Annotated in this window: 14 protein-coding genes and 1 other RNA gene; 6 read left to right on the plus strand and 9 right to left on the minus strand. The window is 72.2% G+C overall.

Annotation, left to right across the window (positions count from 1 at the left end; genetic code table 11):
- Window positions 1–39 precede the first annotated feature (39 nt).
- From ssrA to ftsE, 5 genes are all read right to left on the minus strand, one after another.
- Window positions 40–409: a transfer-messenger RNA gene (gene ssrA / locus ACZ4WH_RS31875) on the minus strand.
- 119 nt (window positions 410–528) lie between these two features.
- Window positions 529–1071 (minus strand): SsrA-binding protein SmpB, encoded by a 543-nt coding sequence (smpB, locus tag ACZ4WH_RS31880; RefSeq protein WP_468187396.1) that lies wholly within the window; start codon window positions 1069–1071, stop codon window positions 529–531.
- A gap of 81 nt (window positions 1072–1152) precedes the next feature.
- Complete coding sequence (locus ACZ4WH_RS31885) at window positions 1153–2340, minus strand: S41 family peptidase (protein ID WP_468187369.1); 1188 nt, start codon at window positions 2338–2340, stop codon at window positions 1153–1155.
- 68 nt (window positions 2341–2408) lie between these two features.
- A complete protein-coding gene (gene ftsX / locus ACZ4WH_RS31890) occupies window positions 2409–3326 on the minus strand; it encodes a permease-like cell division protein FtsX (protein ID WP_468187371.1) in 918 nt (305 codons plus the stop codon).
- Between the two features lie 42 nt (window positions 3327–3368).
- On the minus strand, window positions 3369–4058 hold the full coding sequence (gene ftsE / locus ACZ4WH_RS31895; RefSeq protein ID WP_031159396.1) for a cell division ATP-binding protein FtsE: 690 nt from the start codon (window positions 4056–4058) through the stop codon (window positions 3369–3371).
- Window positions 4059–4320: 262 nt separating this feature from the next.
- On the opposite strand from ftsE, the gene ACZ4WH_RS31900 reads away from it, so the two are divergent.
- The gene (locus ACZ4WH_RS31900; protein ID WP_468187373.1) at window positions 4321–4521 is read left to right on the plus strand and encodes a hypothetical protein; all 201 of its coding nucleotides are present in this window, start codon (window positions 4321–4323) and stop codon (window positions 4519–4521) included.
- A gap of 119 nt (window positions 4522–4640) precedes the next feature.
- Here the strand turns inward: ACZ4WH_RS31900 and ACZ4WH_RS31905 are convergent, their stop codons facing one another.
- The 4 genes from ACZ4WH_RS31905 to ACZ4WH_RS31920 form a co-directional block, all read right to left on the minus strand.
- Window positions 4641–5600, minus strand: a complete 960-nt coding sequence (locus ACZ4WH_RS31905; protein ID WP_468187374.1) for a hypothetical protein — start codon at window positions 5598–5600, stop codon at window positions 4641–4643.
- Between the two features lie 295 nt (window positions 5601–5895).
- Window positions 5896–7002: a peptide chain release factor 2 gene (gene prfB / locus ACZ4WH_RS31910; protein ID WP_468187376.1), complete on the minus strand. Its 1107-nt coding sequence runs from the start codon at window positions 7000–7002 to the stop codon at window positions 5896–5898.
- An 84-nt stretch (window positions 7003–7086) separates the two neighbouring features.
- Window positions 7087–8313, minus strand: coding sequence for a serine/threonine-protein kinase (locus ACZ4WH_RS31915; protein ID WP_468187378.1), 1227 nt, complete (start codon window positions 8311–8313; stop codon window positions 7087–7089).
- Between the two features lie 111 nt (window positions 8314–8424).
- Window positions 8425–10161 (minus strand): serine/threonine-protein kinase, encoded by a 1737-nt coding sequence (locus ACZ4WH_RS31920; protein WP_468187380.1) that lies wholly within the window; start codon window positions 10159–10161, stop codon window positions 8425–8427.
- Window positions 10162–10558: 397 nt separating this feature from the next.
- On the opposite strand from ACZ4WH_RS31920, the gene ACZ4WH_RS31925 reads away from it, so the two are divergent.
- The 5 genes from ACZ4WH_RS31925 to ACZ4WH_RS31945 all read left to right on the plus strand — a co-directional run.
- Window positions 10559–14557 (plus strand): FHA domain-containing protein, encoded by a 3999-nt coding sequence (locus tag ACZ4WH_RS31925; RefSeq protein WP_468187382.1) that lies wholly within the window; start codon window positions 10559–10561, stop codon window positions 14555–14557.
- 285 nt (window positions 14558–14842) lie between these two features.
- The gene (locus tag ACZ4WH_RS31930) at window positions 14843–16222 is read left to right on the plus strand and encodes an ABC transporter substrate-binding protein (protein ID WP_468187384.1); all 1380 of its coding nucleotides are present in this window, start codon (window positions 14843–14845) and stop codon (window positions 16220–16222) included.
- Between the two features lie 7 nt (window positions 16223–16229).
- The gene (locus ACZ4WH_RS31935; RefSeq protein ID WP_468187386.1) at window positions 16230–17573 is read left to right on the plus strand and encodes a carbohydrate ABC transporter permease; all 1344 of its coding nucleotides are present in this window, start codon (window positions 16230–16232) and stop codon (window positions 17571–17573) included.
- A complete protein-coding gene (locus ACZ4WH_RS31940; protein WP_468187388.1) occupies window positions 17570–18478 on the plus strand; it encodes a carbohydrate ABC transporter permease in 909 nt (302 codons plus the stop codon). The genes ACZ4WH_RS31935 and ACZ4WH_RS31940 overlap by 4 nt, the downstream gene beginning before the upstream one ends.
- 154 nt (window positions 18479–18632) lie before the next feature.
- Window positions 18633–19551, plus strand: a 919-nt coding sequence (locus tag ACZ4WH_RS31945; RefSeq protein WP_468187390.1) for a glycosyltransferase family 2 protein, incomplete at its 3' end; no start/stop codon positions are given.

A 19551-nucleotide genomic window follows, 5' to 3' on the forward strand; every position in this document is an offset into this window, starting at 1 on the left:
GGGGCCTTGCCCACATGGGGTCGGCCCCCGGAAGGGGCCTCGTGGAGATGGCGGGAATCGAACCCGCGTCCAACGGTGCAGAATCAGGGCTTCTCCGTGTGCAGTCCGCTGCGCTTTTCTCGGCCCCGGAGATCACGCGGACAAGTCTCCGACGGGCTCAGTCACTGTTTGATTTCCCTCTACACCCCGTGACCGGGTCTAGAGGTTTAGTTCCCTAGCTGATGCCAGGATCCGGGTCGGGAACAGCCCCGGGCTGACACTTCGCGAGTCGCTACTTAGGCAGCGAGGGCGAAGGAATCGCGCTTGGTGTTGGCGATTATTTTTTGCGACATATGGTTTACGAGATCATTGCCGCTTCCTCGACACGCTTCCCCTGCTTCGACAGCCGCTGTCGAAACCGATCATCCCCATGTTGATTTTTCAATCCCCTCCGTGGAGGGAGTCAGCGCACCCTCTGTGGAGTGCACTGCCATCGTACGTGACCAACGCCCGACGATGCCAGCCTATTCCCGTCGGTCGGCCGGCCGGCTAGACGCCGCGCTGCCTGCGCTTCGCCGCCGCGATCGCCCGGTCCGCCTCCCGCCGGTCCTGCTGCTCCCGCAGCGTCTGGCGCTTGTCGTACTCCTTCTTGCCCCGCGCGAGAGCGATCTCGGCCTTCGCCCGGCCGTCCTTGAAGTAGATGGCGAGGGGCACGATCGTGTGTCCCGTCTCCTGCGACTTCGACTCCAGCTTGTCGATCTCCTCCCGGTGCAGGAGCAGCTTGCGCTTGCGGCGCGCGGAGTGGTTGGTCCAGCTGCCCTGGTGATACTCGGGGATGTGGGCGTTGTGCAGCCACGCCTCGCCCCGGTCGATCTGGACGAAGCCGTCGGTCAGCGAGGTCCGTCCCTCGCGCAGCGACTTGACCTCCGTGCCCATGAGCACGAGCCCGGCCTCGTAGGTGTCGATGATCGCGTAGTCGTGCCGGGCCTTCTTGTTCTGGGCGACGATCTTGCGCTTGCCGCCCTTCTCGCCGTCCCTGGCCTTGCCGGCCCCGCCGCCCTGCTTGGGCTGGGACTCCTTCGGTACGTACATTCCCTTGCTCATAGTGCCGTCCATTTTCGCACCACAGAGGGGGTGTGCGTACAGCCGTTTACGCCTGGCCACGCGGCGCGGCTACGAGGGGTCGCCCAGCCCGGTGAGCACCGTCTGCGCGCGGGGCAGGGCCTGCTCCGGCCCCGCCTCCAGGTCGGGGGTGATGCCCCGGCCGTCGACCGCGCGGCCGGAGGGGGTGCGGTAGTGGCCGACGGTCAGCTCCGCCACCGAGCCGTCGGGCAGCTTCGTCGGCATCTGGATGGAGCCCTTGCCGAAGGTGCGCGAGCCGATCACCACCGCGCGGCCCCGGTCCTGGAGGGCGCCGGTGAGCAGCTCGGCCGCGCTCATGGTGCCGCCGTCGACGAGGACGACCAGGGGCCGGGTGGTGTCGCCGCCGGGGGCGGCGTGCAGGGCGCGCTGGGCGCCGTCGACGTCGTAGGTGGCGACCAGGCCGCCGTCCAGGAAGGCGGAGGCCGTGTCCACGGCCTCGGTGACCAGGCCGCCGGAGTTGCCCCGCAGGTCGAGGACGGTCCGGCCGTCGGCGGGGACGGCGTGCAGGGCCTCGAGGACCGCGTCGGCGGAGCCCTTGGTGAACGCGGCGATCTTGAGGACGGTGACCCCGTCGGGCAGCCGGCGCACGGTCACGGAGTCGGTGGACAGCCGGGCCCGGTGCAGCGTCTCGGTCCACGCGCGCGTGCCGCGCTCCAGGCCGAGGGTGACCGTCGTACCGGCCGGGGCGTCGTCGGTCCCGCCGCGCAGCGCGTCGCCGCGGAGCAAGGCGACCACCTCGGTGACCGGCCGCCCGTCGACCTTCCTGCCGTCGACGCTCCGCAACCGGTCGCGCGCCCGGATGCCGGCGTCGGCGGCGGGCGAGTCGGGCTGCACCCGGGTCACCACGATCCGGCCGTCCGCCTCCTGCCGCGCCCACAGGCCGACGCCGGTGTACCGGCCGTCGAGGGCGTCCTGGAACTCCTCGTACTCGCCCTCGGAATAGACCGCGGCCCAGCGGTCCCCGCTGCGGCTGACGGCCCTTTCCGCCGCCTCCACGGGGGACTTGCCGTCGGCCATCGCCTCGGCGGCGGCCCTCTCGACGGCCTCGTGCCGGGCGGCCGGGCCCGCCGGGCCGGCGGCGGCCTTCCGCGCGGGACCGTCGGGTTCGGGGAAGGAGCCGGTGGCGGCGCCGGCGATCAGCACACCGGCGAAGACCAATGTCAGGGTGGCCCCACGGCGGACGCGGCGGGGCTGACAGAACAGGTCACGGCCTGACATGGCGGCGAGTCTAGGGCAACGCGAAGGGGCCGTACGGTCGGATGCGCGTACGGCCCCCTTGGCATGCGTCACACCTTCAGGTACTTGCGCAGCGCGAAGAACGCGGCGAGCGACGGCATCAGGACACTCGTGGCGAGGATCAGCGGCAGCTTGGTCAACACCGCGTCCCAGCCGACGAAGTTGATCAGCGTGAGCTTGTGGGACAGCTCCATGCCGTGGTCGATGGTGAAGTACCGGCCGACCACGAGCGCCACGCAGGCGAGGCCGCCGCCGATGAGTCCGGCGACCGCCGCCTCGGCGATGAACGGCGCCTGGATATAGAAGCCCGAGGCACCGACCAGACGCATGATCCCGGTTTCGCGCCGTCGGCTGAACGCCGAGACACGCACGGTGTTGACGATCAGCAGGAGGGCGACGATCAGCATCATCGCCATCACGCCGAGCGCGCCCCGGTTCATCAGGTTCAGCAGCTGGAAGAGGTTGTCCAGGATGCCCTTCTGGTCCTGCACCGACTGCACGCCGTCCCGCCCGTTGAACGCGGACGCGATCACCTGGTACTTCTGCGGGTCCTTGAGCTTGATCCGGTACGACTCCTGCATCTGGTCCGGCGTCAGCGAGCCGGCCAGCGGGGAGTTGCCGAACTGCTCCTTGTAGTGCTTGTACGCCTCGTCCTGCGACTCGTAGGTCACCTTGTCGACGACCGGCATCTTGTCCAGGTCGGCGATGATCTGCTTCTTCTGGTCCTCGGTGACCGCGCCCTTGGCGCAGTGGACGTCGTTCTCCGCGTCGTGCTTGTTGCACAGGAAGATCGAGACGTTGACCTTGTCGTACCAGTAGCCCTTCATGGTGCTCACCTGGTCGCTCATCAGCAGCGAACCGCCGAAGAGGGCCAGGGACAGGGCGACGGAGACGATGACGGCGAAGGTCATCGTCAGATTGCGGCGGAGACCGACACCGATCTCCGACAGGACGAACTGGGCGCGCATGGCGGGTTCTTCAGGCCTTTCCGGAACTGGGTGCTGGTGCGGTCAGTGCTGGTAGCCGTAGACGCCGCGGGCCTGGTCGCGGACGAGGCGGCCCTTCTCCAGCTCGATGACGCGCTTGCGCATCTGGTCCACGATGTTCTGGTCGTGCGTCGCCATGATGACGGTGGTGCCCGTCCGGTTGATGCGGTCGAGCAGCTTCATGATGCCGACGGAGGTCTGCGGGTCGAGGTTGCCGGTGGGCTCGTCGGCGATGAGCAGCTTCGGCCGGTTGACGAACGCGCGCGCGATGGCGACACGCTGCTGCTCACCACCGGACAGCTCGCCCGGCATCCGGTCCTCCTTGCCGCCGAGCCCGACGAGATCGAGCACCTGCGGCACGGACTTGCGGATCTCGCCACGGGACTTGCCGATGACCTCCTGGGCGAAGGCCACGTTCTCCGCCACCGTCTTGTTCGGCAGCAGCCGGAAGTCCTGGAACACGGTGCCCAGCTGGCGGCGCATCTGCGGCACCTTCCAGTTGGACAGGCGCGCGAGGTCCTTGCCCAGCACGTGCACCTGACCGTGGCTGCACCGCTCCTCGCGGAGGACGAGCCGCAGGAAGGTGGACTTTCCGGAGCCGGAGGACCCCACGAGGAAGACGAACTCGCCCTTCTCCACCTCCAGGGAGACATCCCTGAGTGCGGGGCGGGTCTGCTTGGGGTAGACCTTGGAGACGTTGTCGAATCGGATCACGGATGCACCACGGGTCGCCGGGGGTAGATGAGCGTGACCATACGCGAACCGGGTGTGCAAGTGCAGTCGCGGGTTGAGGTTGGGCAAGAGTTGTACGTTTTTGTACCGGCCGCTTCCCGCATGCCCTTCCCGGAGGCCCCGCGCACGCGCCGCGGGAACCTGGCACAGTGGAAGGGAAACGAAGGACGACGAGAACGCGGGGGAACGTTCTCGTCTTCGTGAGCGTTGTGCATGTGATGGCCGGTGCAAGGAGGGCGAGCGCATGACGTACGACCGGTTGGTGTGCGCGAACTGCGCGGCGCCCGTGAGCGAGGGCCGGTGCCCGGTGTGCCGTGCCAACCGCGAGCGACTTCAGCAGGAGGGCTTCTTCGGGGGCCTGGGCGGGTTGACCCCGATGGCGCTGATCGCGCTGCTGGCGGTGCTGATCGCCGCGGTGGCGCTGCTGGCGCACCAGACCGCGTGACCGCCTGAAAGACCCCGCAGAGGCGTCGTAGGCGCGCGGGCGGGACCCAAACGGTAAGGGCCCGGAGCGTGAGGCTCCGGGCCCTTATGTGTGTGCCGTGCGTGACCTTGTGGCTACGGTCAGGCGGCGGCGCCGCCGCGGCCGCCGACGAGGCGCGGCAGCATGCGGAAGCCGATGCCGCCGGCGATCATCGTCGCGGCGCCGACGAGCAGGAACGCGGTCTGGCCGGCACCGGTCTCGGCGAGCTGCTTGTCGCCGCCCTGGGCCGAGGTGTCGGAGCCGGTGTCGGTCAGCGCCGAGGAGCCCTCGTCCTGCGGGACGTTGTTGTTGCCGCCTTCGGGGCCGGTGTGGTTGCCGCCGGTGCTGCTGCCGCCGTCGGTGGAACCGCCACCGGTGCTGCTGCCGCCGTCGGTGGAACCGCCGCCGGTGGAACCGCTGGTGCCGCTGTCGCCGCCGGAGCTGTTGCCACCAGAGGTGCCGTTGCCACCGCTGTTGCCGTTGCCACCGCTGTTGCCGTTGCCGCCGGAGTTGCCGTTGCCGCCGGAGTTGCTGTTGCCACCCGAGTTGCCGTTGCCACCCGAGTTGCCGTTGCCGCCGGAGTTGCCGTTGTCGCCGCCGGTGGAGGCGTCACCGCCGCTGCCGTTGCCGCCGGAGGTGCTGTCGTCGCCGCCGATGACACCGCCGATGGAGACGTCGCCGCCGATGGTGGCGTCACCACCCGTGGAGGCGTCACCGCCGGTGGAAGCGTCGCCGCCCGTGGAGGCGTCGCCACCCGTGGCCGCGTCACCACCCGTGGAGGCGTCCCCGCCGCTGGCAGCCGCGCCGCCCGAGCCGTCGGTGCCGGCCGAACCGGTGGTGGTGCCGCCGTCGGTGCAGATGCCGACCGGGCAGCCGCCGTCGGTACCGCCGTCGGTGTTGCCGCCGTCGGCGCCGACACCGCTCACGCCGAGGCTGATCGGGCCCGCCTGGACATCGAGGTCCAGGGCGGAAGCCGCGCCGGCGGCGGTCAGCGACGCACCGGCCGCGATCACGGCGCCGGCGGCTATCCGCGCGACCCGGATCCGCGTCTTCTTCGTCATATGGTTGCTACCCCCAGTAGCTGTTCGTCAATGAGGCTTCGCGTGGGGCGTGCCGTGATCGACGGAGGCAGCTGGTGACGAAGTGGCGTCAACTCGATCCCCCGGTTCACATGCGCCCCAAGAGTACGCATGCCGCGCCACACCATTCCCATTTTTCAAAGCAACGTCAAGGGCGTTGCGGGCGCAATGTCCGATGGGGCGGCGTTTGCGGAGAGTTGAAGCCTGTGAGTGTGATGTAAAACCCAGACAAATGACAACTGCCGCCTCTCGGGCGGCAGTTGTCATGTCGACAAAGTTACTTCTCCTGCTGCTTGCGCCAGCGAATCCCGGCCTCCAGGAACCCGTCGATCTCGCCGTTGAACACGGCCTCCGGGTTGCCCACCTCGTAGTCGGTGCGCAGGTCCTTGACCATCTGGTACGGGTGCAGCACGTACGAACGCATCTGGTTGCCCCAGGAGTTGCCGCCGTCGCCCTTGAGAGCGTCCATCTTGGCCTGCTCCTCCTGCCGGCGCCGCTCCAGCAGCTTGGCCTGGAGGACGTTCATCGCGGTGGCCTTGTTCTGGATCTGCGACCGCTCGTTCTGGCAGGAGACCACGATGCCGGTGGGCAGGTGCGTGATGCGGACCGCGGAGTCGGTCGTGTTGACGCCCTGGCCGCCGGGGCCGGAGGACCGGTAGACGTCGATGCGCAGCTCGGACTCGTCGATCTCGACGTGGTCGGACTGCTCGACGACGGGCAGCACCTCGACACCGGCGAAGGAGGTCTGCCGGCGCCCCTGGTTGTCGAAGGGCGAGATGCGCACGAGGCGGTGCGTGCCCTGCTCGACGGAGAGGGTGCCGTAGGCGTACGGCGAGTGCACGGCGAAGGTGGTCGACTTGATGCCGGCCTCTTCGGCGTACGACGTCTCGATCAGCTCCGTCTTGTAGCCGCGCTGCTCGGCCCATCGCAGGTACATGCGCTGGAGCTTCTCGGCGAAGTCGGCGGCGTCGACGCCACCGGCCTCGGCGCGGATGTTGACGAGCGCCTCACGGGAGTCGTACTCGCCGGACAGGAGGGTACGGACCTCCATCTCGTCCAGCGCCTTCCTCACCGCGGTCAGCTCGGACTCGGCCTCCGCGCGGGTGTCCGAGTCGTTCTCCTCCTCGGCCATCTCGAAGAGGACCGCGAGGTCGTCGATCCGGCCGCGCAGCGCCTCCGCCTTCCTGACCTCGGCCTGGAGGTGGGAGAGCTTGCTGGTGATCTTCTGCGCCTCGTCCGGGTTGTCCCAGAGGGACGGCGCGGCCGCCTGCTCCTCGAGCACGGCGATGTCTGCCCTCATCTTGTCGAGGTCCAGGACGGCCTCGATCGACTCCATGGTCGAGGAGAGGGACTTCAGCTCTTCGGATACATCGACGACTGCCACGCCATCCAGCGTAACGGCTGTGGCAAGCGACCCGGCCCGCCTCCCGGCCGGCCGAGTCGGGCGGGAGGGCGGGCAAGGCTCGGGTCAGGGGGCCGACGTGCTGTGGGGGGCCGGGGCCGGCTGGTCGTCGTCCCCGCCGGAGGAGGCGAGCCACGCGCCGGCGGCCACGACCGCGGCCACCACCACCCCGGCCACTCCCAAGGTCACCCTGCGCCGCCGCACCGCGGCCTTGTGGCGGGCCGAGCCGGGGCGGGGGGCACCGGGGGCCCGGGGCACGCGGGCGGTCCCGTGGGCCCCGCCCGCCAGCTCGTCCGGCCCCGGCACCCGCATCGACGTGTGCGTGTCGCGGTTGGAGTCGGGCTTGGCTCCGGGGACGAGGGACACCGCCCCCCGCCGCCGTACCGGCTCACCCTGCGGAGCCGGCGGCACGGCTTCCTCGGCGGCTTCCTCGGCGAGGTCCGGCTCGTCCACGTCAAGCGGCGGCATCCCGGCCAGCGTGGGCAGCTGCTCGCGCAGCCGCGCCGCCAGCTCCGAGGCGCGCAGCCGGGAGGCCGGCGCCTTGGCCAGGCACTGCACCAGCAGCTGCCACAGCTCCTCGGGGATGCCGGGCAGCGGTACGACGGTCTCGGTGACGTGCCGCCGCAGGACCGCACCGGGGTGGCCGCCGCCGAAGGGCGTGAAGCCGGCCAGCAGCTCGTACAGGACCGTCGCCAGCGCGTAGATGTCCACGGCGGCCCGGGGCGGCAGGCCCTCCACGATCTCCGGGGCCAGGTAGTCCGGCGTACCGATGATCTTCGTGGCGCGGGTCCGCCGCGGCGAGTCGATCAGCTTGGCGACCCCGAAGTCGGTGAGCAGGGCGGGGTGGGAGCCGCCCGGCCCGATCGGGCCCTGCATGTCGAGCAGGACGTTCTCGGGCTTGACGTCCCGGTGGACGACCCCGGCCGCGTGGGCCGCCGCCAGCGCGTCGGCGACGTCGGCGACGATCGCCACGGCCGCTTCGGGGGCCATCCGCCGCTCGCGCTCCAGCCGGGTGCGCAGGTCGGTGCCGCGCACGAGGTCCATGACCAGGGCCAAGTCGTTGCCGTCGACCACCAGGTCGCGCACGGTGACGATGTGCGGGTGCTCCAGGCCGAGCAGCGCGGTGCGCTCCTGCACGAAGCGTCCGACGAGTTCCTGGTCGGAGGCGAGGTCCTCGCGCAGCAGCTTGATGGCGACGGGGCCGTCCGGTCCCTCGCCCAGCCACACCGTGCCGGCGCTCCCCCGCCCCAGGATCTGGTTCGCGGTGTACCGGCTGCCGATCTTCCGTGCCAAGACTGCTCCTACAGACGCGTGTTGTCGCCAAAACTACGCGTCCGACGAGCCAACCTTCACCGCGGAGACGGAAATCACCCGGCAGATGTCGACAAATCCCCGAACCAGCGATCAGTTTCCGCTGCCGGAGCCGCCCAGATCCTTGATCCAGCCGCCCACCTTGCCGATCCAGTCGGTCATCTGGTCCCAGTAGCCCTTGCCGGTGCCGATCCAGTCCTGCAACGGGGTCAGCTCCCAGATCAGCCAGCTCGCCACGATCAGGATGACGATCGTGAACAGGCAGCCCTTCAGACAGCCCAGCCCGGGGATCTTCATCCGGTTGGCGCTGCGCTGCCGCGGCTCCCGGGGCTCCCGCGCGGGCCGCTGCGGCGCGGGCGGGGCGGGGGGCGCGTACCGCTGCGGCTGCTGGGGCTGCTGCGGCGGGGCGTACTGCTGGGGCTGCTGCTGCGGGTAGCCGTACCCGGCGCCCTGCTGGTACTGCCGGCCGCGCGGCTGCGGCTGCTGCGGGCGGCCCTGCGGGGCCGGACGCGGCTGCTGCTGGGGCCGGGCCACCTGCCGCTGGGGACGGCGGCGCAGCGGGTCCTCGTCCGGGTCCAGGTACTGGATCTGCGTCTGCTCGTTGCGGTCGCGGGCGGCCCGCAGCTGGGTCTGCCAGGGGTGCGGCTGCTCGCCCTGCCCTTGCCCCTGCTGCCCCTGCTGCTGGCCGTACTGGCCCTGCTGACCCTGCTGGCCCTGGGAGACGGGCGGCAGGACGGCCGTCGGGTCCGCCGCGCCCGTGTTCGGGAGTACGGCGGTGGGGTCGGCGGCGCCGGCCGGGCCGCCGGTGTGCGGCAGCACGCTGGTGGCGCCGTTCGGGTCGTACGCCCCCTGCGGCGCGTTCGTCGGCAGCACCTGGGTGGGGTCGGCGGCGCCGGGCACGCCCGGGACGGCGGTCGGGGCCGGGTCGGGGGCGAGCAGCGCGCCGACGCCCTCGGCGGCGGCGATCTGCGCGGCGTTCGCGTGCACCCCGACGCCCTCGGCGACGACCCGCAGCCCGCGCGCGAGGTTCTCCGCGCTCGGCCGCTCGTCCGGGTTCTTGCGCAGGCAGCGCTCTATGACCGTCCACAGCGGCTCGGGGACGGTGGAGGGGCGGCGCGGCTCGGCGCTCAGATGCTGGTGCAGGACCTCGAGCGCGGAGCCGCCGGAGAACGGCGGACGGCCGGTGACCAGCTCGTACAGCAGGATGCCGGCGCCGTAGACGTCGACGGCGGAGGTCTGCGGGCGGCCCTCGGCGGACTCCGGCGCCACGTACGCGGGCGTGCCGACGAACTCGTGGGTGCGGGTCAGGCCCGGGGAGTCGGCGAGGCGGGCGATGCCGAAGTCGGTCAGCATCGGGTGCATCTGGCCGCCGTGCTGCATGAGCAGCACGTTGGCGGGCTTCAGGTCGCGGTGGACGACGCCGTCGGCGTGGCTCACGGCGAGCGCGTCGGCGATCTGGGCGGTCAGCAGGGCCGCGGCGACCGGGGTGAAGGGGCCGTTCTCGCGCAGGTAGCGGTGCAGGTCGGGGCCGTCGACGAGGTCCATGACCAGCGCCAGCAGGTCGCCCTCGACGACCAGGTCACGGACCCGGACGATGTTCGGGTGGGTGAGCCGGAGCAGCACGGAACGCTCGCGCAGGAAGCGCATCACGATGTCCGGGTCGCTCGCCAGCTCCTCCTTCAGGACCTTGATCGCGACCGTCTCTCCCGGCTGTCCGGGCACGGCCGCCTCGGCGCCCGCGGTCTCGCGCTGGCGGGCACGCCAGACGGTGCCTGTGGCGCCGCGTCCGAGCGGTTCCTCAAGCAGGTACTTGCTGCCGACTGGCCGCACGTCTCGCGCTCCCTGCTGGTTGCTGTTGCTTGCTTGCCTGCGTTCCGGTGTTCCGACCCACTGTAGTGCCGTGCTCCACGGCATCACGTACGCGTTCCCGAGCACGCCTGCGGGGCTCGACGGAAAGACGCGCGTCCCGGTCCGTCGGTTGCCGGGGCCGGACGTGACCGATCTCAACTGATCGCCGGTGACGTACTGGTCAGGCATTTTTGGGGGCAGAGCCGACCAATCAAGATCACTTCTGCCCGGGTCCGGGGCGCGCTGTCGGTGGCAGGTGCGAGGATGCCTCCAGCAGCTCGCTGGGATGCCTCCAGTGGCTACTGGCCGACGTGCTCGTGTGGGGGTGGGGGGAAGTCCGCGCCCGCGCAGATCCGCGCAGAAGGGACCGCTGACGCCGATGCAGATCCGGCTGACCGTCGTAGACCCGCTCGGCCCGTCCCCGCAGCGGGGCCGCGCCGCGAGCCGCGACGTGCTGGTCACGGCTCCCGCGGGCACGGAGCTGGCCGCGGTCGCGTCGGCGCTGGCCGGGGCGGTCACCGGAGAGAGCGGCACGGGACGGGAGGCCGGCGGCGCGTCCGTGGTGCTGTACGCGGGCACCGAGCGGCTCGACCCGCGCCGCAGCACCCTCGGCGAGCCTCCGCTGGTCGACGGCGCCGTCCTGTCCCTGGGCACCCCGGCGGCGCCCGAGCCGCACCCCGAGCTGGACGACGCGCCGACCCGGCTGCACGTGGTCGCGGGCCCGGACGCGGGCGGGGTCCATCTGCTGCACGGCGGCCGGATCACGGTCGGCCGCTCCGCCGACGCGGACGTCCCGCTGGACGATCCCGACGTCTCCCGTCTGCACTGCGAGGTCACCGTCGGCGCGGACGGCCGGGTCTCGGTGGCCGACCTCGGCTCCACGAACGGCACGTCACTGGACGGCGTGCGGGTGACGGAGCGGCCGGTACGGGTCCCTGCCGGGGGCCTGCTGCGGATCGGCGAGTCCGCCCTGCGGGTGACTCCGTCCGGGGGACCCGGGACGCGGGTGCGGACGGTGGCCGACGGGGAGGGGTGCGTGCGGGTTGCCGTGGGCGGGGAGCGGGGGTCGTCGGGCACGGGTCCGCTGGGGGCCGCACCACCCATGTGGGACGCGTTGTCGCCCGCGGGTGGCCCTGGTGGGGGGCAGTCGCCGTCGGCGGGTCCGGGTGATCGGGCCGCGGCGGCCGGTGCGGGTCCTGCGGCGGGTGCGCGGTACGCCGGAGGGGCGGAAACGGCTTCCGGCGGGGGTGTAGTGCCTTCCGCCGGTGTGAGTGGTCCCGGCGCGGCGGGAGCGGCTTTTGGTGGTGGCAGTGAGTATGGCGCGCCAGGAGACTCGGCCGGTGGTGTGGGCCGGCCCGGCGCGGCGGGCGAGGCTGCGGGCCGTGCCAGTGGGTACGGCAGGGCAGGGACGCCTTCCGGCGGTGTGGCTGGGCCCGGCAGGGCCGGTGAGGCCGGCGTCGGTGGCAGTGGGGCAGGAGCGGCGGCCGGTGGTGCGGGGGGTTCCCACGGCGCCGGGGCGCCTTCCGTCGGTGGGCGTTCCGGTGTGCGGGGTTCCGCCGAGGGTGCTCAGCATGCCTACGACCCCTACGGCTCCGCCGGCTGGGACGCGGGGGCTCAGGAGCACCGGCGTGGGCAGTCGCCCGTGGTGCCGGGGCAGGCCGGGGCGCCGAGCGTGGAGAACCGGAGCGGGGGCACCGCCGGTGCGGCGTCCGGTGGGGACACCCACGCGGGCCGATTCGGTGTCGGCGGGACCGATGACGACGACGCGCGGGCGCGCGGGCGCAAAGGGACCCCGCTCAGGGGCACCGACATCCCGCAGGGTGTCCGGCGGCGCGGGCTCGGTGCCTGGGCGCGTCGGCTGGCCGGCGGGCGCGGGGAGCAGCCGGCCGGTCCCGAGTCGTACGACGGTACGGCCGCCCCTGCCGGCGGCACCCCGGCGGCCGATGTCCCACGGCAGCCGGAGACCTGGCCGGACCCGGCCGCACTGCTGCTCACCGCGCTGGGCCCCGGGCCCCGGCTGTGGGAGCGCGGGCCGGGACACCCCGAGGCGCTGACCGTACGGCTCGGCACGGCCGACCGGAGCACACCGGACGGCTCGGGCCTGCTGCCGGCGGTACCGGTGACGGCCGCGCTGCGGGAGGCCGGCGCACTGGGCCTGGCCGGTCCGCGCCCCCGGCTGTCGGGGCTGGCCCGCGCGGTGCTGGCCCAGCTCGCCGCGCTGCACTCCCCCGATCTGCTGGAGATCGTGCTGATCAGCGCGGACCACTCGCGGCCGGTGGCGGACCGCACGGCCGAGTGGGCCTGGCTTGGCTGGCTGCCGCATGTCCGGCCGGGCCACGGCCAGGACTGCCGGCTGCTGCTGGCCTACGACCGTGAACAGGCGGCGGCCCGCACGGAGGAACTGCTGCGCCGGGTGGAGGACCACGCGGCGACGGGCCGCACGACCGCCCACCCCACGCCTGCGCGCGACGCGGCTCCCACTGCGGGGGCGACGGGCACCCAGGGGCCGACCGGACCGACCGCGGCGTCCGGTACGTCCGGTGCCTCGACCGCCCGGGGCTCGGCCACTGCCCCGGTCGGCACCGACGCCCACCACGGACCGGACGCCTTCCCCAGGGCCTACGGGACCTACGGCGGTCCGGGACACCCGGCACACCCCGGCGCCCCCGACGGCCCCGGCCAAGCCCCGTACGCCGAAAGCCCCGGCACGCCCGCCCCTCCCCCTGCCCCCTCGCACGCCGAACCCCCCACCCGCCGCCCCTCCTGGGCCAGGGAAGCCCCCGGTGCCGGTGCCGGTGGTGGGTTCGCCGGACCGTTCACCGTCGTCGTCGTGGACGGAGACCCGGGCGGCGCCTCGCTGCGGGAAGCGCTCGCCCGGCTGGCCGTGGCCGGGCCGCGGGCCGGGGTGCATGTGGTGTGTCTCGCCGAGACCGAGACCGCCTCGCCCGCCTCCCCGGTGACGGCGACGTACGAGGCCGCCTGCGCGGTGACGCCCACGTTCCGGCACTGCGGTGCCGTGGCGCTGCTCAGCGGAGACGTCGCCGCCGCGCTCCAGCTGATGCGGGTCGCGCCGGGCGGTCCCGTCGGCCCCGGTTCGCCCGCCATAGTCGACGCGGTCTCCGCCGCCTGGGCGGAGCGGTTCGCGCGGGCACTCGCACCGCTGCGTCCGGACGGCCCCGCCGGCGAGCATCACGCGCGCGTGGCCACGCCGCTGCCCCAGTCGGCCCGTCTGCTGGACGAGTTGGGTCTGGCCCGGGCCACCCCGGCTTCGCTGATGGCCCGCTGGGCCGACGCGGCCGACGACACCCGGTCGCTGGGCGGGCGGGCCCGCGCGGTGCTGGGCGCCGGGCCGCGCGGGCCGGTCACCGTCGACCTCGTGGCCGAGGGGCCGCATCTGCTGATCGAGGGCCCGGCCGGCAGCGGCCGTACCGAGCTGCTGCGGGCCGTGGTCGCCTCGCTGGCCGCCGCCGAGCGGCCGGACCGGCTGGCCATGGTGCTGCTCGACGGCCGGGACGGGGTCGGTGCGGGCGCCGGACGCGGTGAGGGCCTGCGCGTGTGCACGGACATACCGCATGTGACCACGCACCTCATCGCCAACGACCCCGTCCGGATGCGGGAGTTCGCGCAGTCGCTGGCCGCCGAGCTGAAGCGCCGGGCGGAGCTGCTGGGCCGGACCGACTTCGCCCAGTGGCACGCCGGGCAGGAGGTCTCCGGCCGGTTGGTGGCCCAGCGCGGCCCCACCCCCGGCTCCACCGCCGCACCCGCCTCCGCGTCCGGCTCCGCCTCCGGTGACATCGAGACGCCTCCCAGCTCCACCCTCCGTCTGCGCCCGGGCGCCGCCCGGCAGCGGGCCGCGGCCGTGTCGCCGTTGCCCCGGCTGGTGGTGGTCGTGGACGACCTGGACGCGCTGGTCTCCCCGGCGCTCGGCTCACCCGGCCGGCCCGCCGCCGGTTCGGTGATACGGGCGCTGGAGGCGGTGGCCCGGGAGGGCGAGCGGCTCGGCGTGCACCTGGTGGCGGCGGCCGGGACCGACGGCCGTACGGCGGAGTCCGAGCCGGCGCGCCGGGCCGCCCTGCGGGTCACGCTGGACGCCCCGCAGCCGGGGCCGGACCAGCCGGCGCCGGGGCGGGGCACGCTGACGTACGCGGACGGGCGGGCCACCGGTTTCCAGGGCGGCCGGGTGACGGGCCGTATCCCGCGGACCGCGACCCAGCGGCCCACCGTCGTCCCGCTGGACTGGGAGCGCATGGGCGACCCGCCGGCCCGCCGGCCCGTGCGGGAGCTGGGCAACGGCCCGACCGACCTGGCGCTGCTGGCGAGCGCGGTGGAGCGGGCGGCCCGCGAGGTCGCGGCGGCGCGGGTGCCCTCCCTTCTCTGAGCGAACCCGTCGCGCTGAGAGGACCCGCTCTCTGAGCGAACCCGTCGCACTGAGAGAACCCCGTCACCCCTCCAGGTGAACCCGCTCTCTCCCCGGCGAACCCGCCCGGCCCCGCGCCGTCGGAAATCCGCGCGCATGCGCCCCTGGTCACGAGCCGGTCACGATGAGCCGGTGGACACCGCAGGCGCTCTTGCCCACCCGGAGCGGCCCGGCGTACACCGGACCGCACGGGACAGAGTTCTGACGTTCAACAGCGTTCAACGAAGAACGACGAACGGGGAAGTGATGCGCAGCAAGAGCAGCACGTTCCGGACACACAGGGCCGTCACCACACTCGCCGCACTGCTCACGGGAGCCCTCGCGCTCTCCGCCTGCTCCGGCAGTGACGACGACAAGAAGGACAACGGCGACAAGAGCAGCGGGGCCGCCGGCTCCACCGTCACCCTGCCGAAGCTGAACGGCGCCCATCTGGAGGTGGCCGCCGTCTGGACCGGCGGGGAGCAGGCCAACTTCAAGAAGGTCCTCGCCGAGTTCGAGAAGCGGACCGGCGCGCAGGTCACCTTCGTGCCCGCGCAGGACCCGATCATCAACTTCCTCGGTTCGAAGATCGCGGGCGGCCAGCCGCCGGACGTCGCGCTGCTCCCGCAGCCCGGCGCGATCAAGCAAGCGGTCGACAAGGGCTGGGCCAAGCCCCTCGGACCGGAGGCCCAGAAGGAGCTGGCGAAGAACTACTCGCAGGGCTGGCAGGACATCGGCAAGGTCGACGGCAAGCAGTACGGCGTCTACTACAAGGCCGCCAACAAGTCGCTGATCTGGTACAACGCCAAGGTCTTCGAGAACGCGGGCGCCCAGGAGCCGAAGACCTGGAAGGACCTGCTGACCGCCTCGCAGGCGGTGTACGACTCGGGTGTCACCCCGTTCTCGGTGGCCGGCGCGGACGGCTGGCCGCTGACCGACTGGTTCGAGAACGTGTATCTGTCCCAGGCGGGGCCGGAGAAGTACGACCAGCTCGCCCAGCACAAGATCAAGTGGACCGATCCGTCGGTGAAGCAGGCGCTGACCACCCTCGCCCAGATCTGGGGCAAGAAGGACTACCTGGCCGGCGGCCAGACCGGCGCGTTGCAGACGGAGTTCCCGCAGTCGGTCACCCAGACCTTCACCGGCGGCGACCAGCCGAAGTCCGCGATGGTGTACGAGGGCGACTTCGTGCAGGTGAACATCGGGGAGACCAAGGCGAAGGTGGGCACGGACGCGAAGGTGTTCCCGTTCCCGGCGGTGGGCGCCGGCGCGCCGGTGGTCTCCGGCGGTGACGCGGCGGTGATCCTGAAGGACTCCAAGGCGGCGCAGGCCCTCGCCACCTTCCTCGCCTCCCCGGACGCGGCCACGATCCAGGCGAAGCTCGGCGGTTACCTCTCGCCGAACAAGAACGTGCCGATCTCGGCGTACCCGAACGCGGTGCAGCAGAAGATCGCCAAGGCGCTGATCGCGTCCGGCGACGACTTCCGCTTCGACATGTCCGACCAGGCCCCGCAGGCCTTCGGCGGAACGCCCGGCAAGGGCGAGTGGAAGGATCTCCAGGACTTCCTGAAGAACCCGAAGGACGTCGCGGGCGCCCAGGCGAAGCTGGAGAAGGACGCGGCGGCTGCGTACGGGAACGGGGGCTGATCCGGCCATGGCGTCGGCAGCGGCGGCCGGGGCCCCACCGGGCCCCGCCGCGCCCCGCAGTCGCAAGAGCGTGACCGGCACCCGGAGAACCGTGGCGGCGCTGTTCCTGCTGCCCGCGCTGGTTCTGCTGGGCGCGCTCGTGGTCTACCCGATCGGGTACTCGGTCGTCCGCAGTTTCTACAACGCCTCCGGTGACGGCTTCGCCGGCTTCGACAACTACGAGACCCTGTTCACCGACGACGGCATCCGGACCGCCCTGAAGAACAACGTCCTCTGGGTGGTGTTCGCGCCGACGGTCTCCACCGCGCTCGGCCTGGTCTTCGCGGTGCTGACCGAACGGGTGCGCTGGGGAACGGCGTTCAAGCTGGTCGTCTTCATGCCGATGGCGATCTCGATGCTGGCCGCCGGGATCATCTTCCGGCTGGTGTACGACCAGGACCCGGACAAGGGCGTCGCGAACGCGGTCTGGGTGGGCGTGCACGACACGTTCGCGCAGTCGTCGGCGTTTCCGAAGGCGCACCCGGGCCGCGAATCGCCGCTCGTGGCACAGGCTGGAGGCTTTGTCACCAAGGCCGCCGTGCACGCCGGGCAGCCGGTCGCCCTGCCGCTCGTCGGCGTCGCGCCGGACCAGTTGCCGGACGACGCGAAGAAGGCCGCCGCCGCGAAGCCGGAGCCGGGGAAGGTCACCGGCACCACCTGGCAGGACTTCACCCGCGGCAAGGGCGTCGGCAAGCTCGGCGCGCCCGATCCGTCCGAGGTGGGCTATGCCGGGATGCGGATCGAGGCGGTGAAGGACGGCGAGGTGGTCGCCTCGGCGAAGGCGTCCGCCGACGGCACCTTCACCCTGCCCGCGGCGGCCGACGGGGCGCGGCTCCGGCTGCCGGCGAGCAACTTCAAGGAGCCGTACAACGGGGTCGACTGGCTCGGCCCGGCGCTGGTCACCCCGGCGATCATCGCGTCGTACGTGTGGATGTGGGCGGGCTTCGCGATGGTGCTGATCGCGGCCGGGCTCGCGGGCGTGCCCCGGGAACTGCTGGAGGCGGCGCGGGTGGACGGCGCGACGGAGTGGCAGGTGTTCCGCAAGGTCACCGTGCCGTTGCTGGCGCCGGTGCTGGCGGTCGTGGTCGTCACGCTGATGATCAACGTGCTGAAGGTGTTCGACCTGGTGTTCATCATCGCGCCGGGCTCCTCCCAGGACGACGCGAACGTGCTGGCGCTGGAGCTGTACCGCAAGGGCTTCGCGGAGGGCCAGCCGGGCATCGCGAGCGCGATCTCGGTGTTCCTGCTGCTGCTGGTGATCCCGGTGATGCTGTTCAACATTCGTCGGCTCAGGCGGGAGGTGCGGCGATGACGGCGACCGCCGGAAGCATCGGGAAGGCCGACCCGGCCGGGACGGTGAAGGCCAGGCAGTCGGTCGCGTCCCGGATCGCGGAGCGGCTGAGCGGCGGGCTGGTCCGCGTGGTCCTGATCGTCGTGGGCCTGTTCTGGCTGGTGCCGACCATCGGCCTGCTCGTCTCCTCGCTGCGCACGCCGCAGGACATGAGCGCGAGCGGCTGGTGGACGGTGTTCACCAAGCCGTCCCAGCTCACCGTGGACAGCTACCAGAAGCTGCTGGAGAACTCGGACATCACCAACTCCCTGGTGAACACCGTGCTGATCACGGTTCCGGCGACGGTCCTGGTCGTGGTGGTCGGGGCGCTTGCCGGGTACGCGTTCGCGTGGATGGAGTTCCCGGGCCGGGACTGGTGGTTCCTGGGCGTGGTGAGCCTGCTGGTGGTGCCCGTGCAGGTGGCGCTGATCCCGATCGCCGAACTGTTCGGCAAGCTCGGGCTGTTCGGGACGATCCTCGGGGTGATCCTGTTCCACACCGGCTTCGGTCTGCCGTTCGCGGTGTTCCTGCTGCGGAACTTCTTCGCGGAGATCCCGCGCGAGCTGCTGGAGGCGGCCCGGCTGGACGGCGCCGGTGAACTCCGGCTGTTCGCCCGGGTGGTGATGCCGCTCGGCGGGCCGGCCATCGCGAGCCTCGGCATCTTCCAGTTCCTGTGGGTGTGGAACGACATGCTGGTGGCGCTGGTGTTCACCAAGTCGGGCACCCAGCCGATCACGGTGGCGTTGCAGACGCAGGTACGGCAGTTCGGCAACAACATCGACGTGCTGGCGCCCGGCGCGTTCATCTCCATGGTGATCCCGCTGGCGGTGTTCTTCGCGTTCCAGCGGCAGTTCGTGTCCGGGGTGATGGCGGGCGCGGTCAAGTAGCCACAGAAGGGACATCTCGCAGGGGGCGGGCCATCGGGGGCCCGCCTCTTCGCGTTCACCTGATGTAACCCGAATGCCGTAGGGGCCGTAACCAAGTCACTCCATCGGCCGTTCCCGGGCAGAACGCCCGCGCCGACCGACCCATGGATGTCCCTTGCCCAGGTTCAGTGTCATTGTTCCCGCGTACAAGGTCCAGGCGTATCTCTCCGCGTGCCTGGACTCGGTGCTCTCGCAGTCGTATCCCGATCTGGAACTGATCGCCGTGGACGACTGCTCACCCGACGCCTGCGGCGCGATCGTCGACGAGTACGCGGCCCGCGACGCACGCGTGAAGCCCGTCCACCTGGCCGAGAACCAGGGGCTGGGCCGGGCCCGGAACGCGGGGCTCGCCGAGGCGACCGGCGACTACCTGATCTTCCTGGACAGCGACGACACGCTCACCCCGGACGCGCTGCGGGCGGTCGCCGACCGGCTGAAGGAGACCGGCGACCCGGACGTCCTGGTCTTCGACTACGCGCGCACCTACTGGGACGGCAGCCAGGTGCGCAACCAGCTCGCCGCCCAGCTCACCGAGCAGGGCCCGGCACCGTTCCGGCTGGAGGACCGGCCGGGGCTGCTGCGGGTGCTGATGGTGGCCTGGAACAAGGCCTACCGGCGGGACTTCGTCGAGCAGCACGGCTTCCGGTTCCCGCCGGGCTACTACGAGGACACCCCCTGGACCTTCCCGGTGCTGCTGACGGCCGAGTCGCTCGCCACCCTGGACCGGGTGTGCGTGCACTACCGGCAGCGCCGGCGGGGCAGCATCCTCGGCACCACCAGCCGGGGGCACTTCGACCTGTTCGAGCAGTACGACCGGGTGTTCGCGTACGTCGAGGAGCGACCCGAACTCGCCCGCTGGCGCCCGGAGCTGTTCCGTCGGATGGTCGACCACTACGCCGTGGTGTTCACCAGGCGGGGCCGGGGGGGGGGGGGGGGGGGGGGGGGGGGGGGGGGGGGGGGGGGGGGGGGGGGGGAGGACACCGAAGGCTCTGCGCCTCGGGGGGGGGTGCCCCGCCCCGGGGGGGGTGGGGAAC

Source organism: Streptomyces sp. NPDC029138 (assembly GCF_055564375.1).

Excerpts from the sequence above, each read along its gene's own strand:
- smpB (WP_468187396.1), bottom strand. The coding sequence starts at position 1,071 with ATGTACGTACCGAAGGAGTCCCAGCCCAAGCAGGGCGGCGGGGCCGGC.
- ACZ4WH_RS31885 (WP_468187369.1), bottom strand. The coding sequence starts at position 2,340 with ATGTCAGGCCGTGACCTGTTCTGTCAGCCCCGCCGCGTCCGCCGTGGG.
- ftsX (WP_468187371.1), bottom strand. The coding sequence starts at position 3,326 with ATGCGCGCCCAGTTCGTCCTGTCGGAGATCGGTGTCGGTCTCCGCCGC.
- ACZ4WH_RS31900 (WP_468187373.1), top strand. The coding sequence starts at position 4,321 with ATGACGTACGACCGGTTGGTGTGCGCGAACTGCGCGGCGCCCGTGAGC.
- ACZ4WH_RS31905 (WP_468187374.1), bottom strand. The coding sequence starts at position 5,600 with ATGACGAAGAAGACGCGGATCCGGGTCGCGCGGATAGCCGCCGGCGCC.
- ACZ4WH_RS31925 (WP_468187382.1), top strand. The coding sequence starts at position 10,559 with ATGCAGATCCGGCTGACCGTCGTAGACCCGCTCGGCCCGTCCCCGCAG.
- ACZ4WH_RS31930 (WP_468187384.1), top strand. The coding sequence starts at position 14,843 with ATGCGCAGCAAGAGCAGCACGTTCCGGACACACAGGGCCGTCACCACA.
- ACZ4WH_RS31935 (WP_468187386.1), top strand. The coding sequence starts at position 16,230 with ATGGCGTCGGCAGCGGCGGCCGGGGCCCCACCGGGCCCCGCCGCGCCC.
- ACZ4WH_RS31940 (WP_468187388.1), top strand. The coding sequence starts at position 17,570 with ATGACGGCGACCGCCGGAAGCATCGGGAAGGCCGACCCGGCCGGGACG.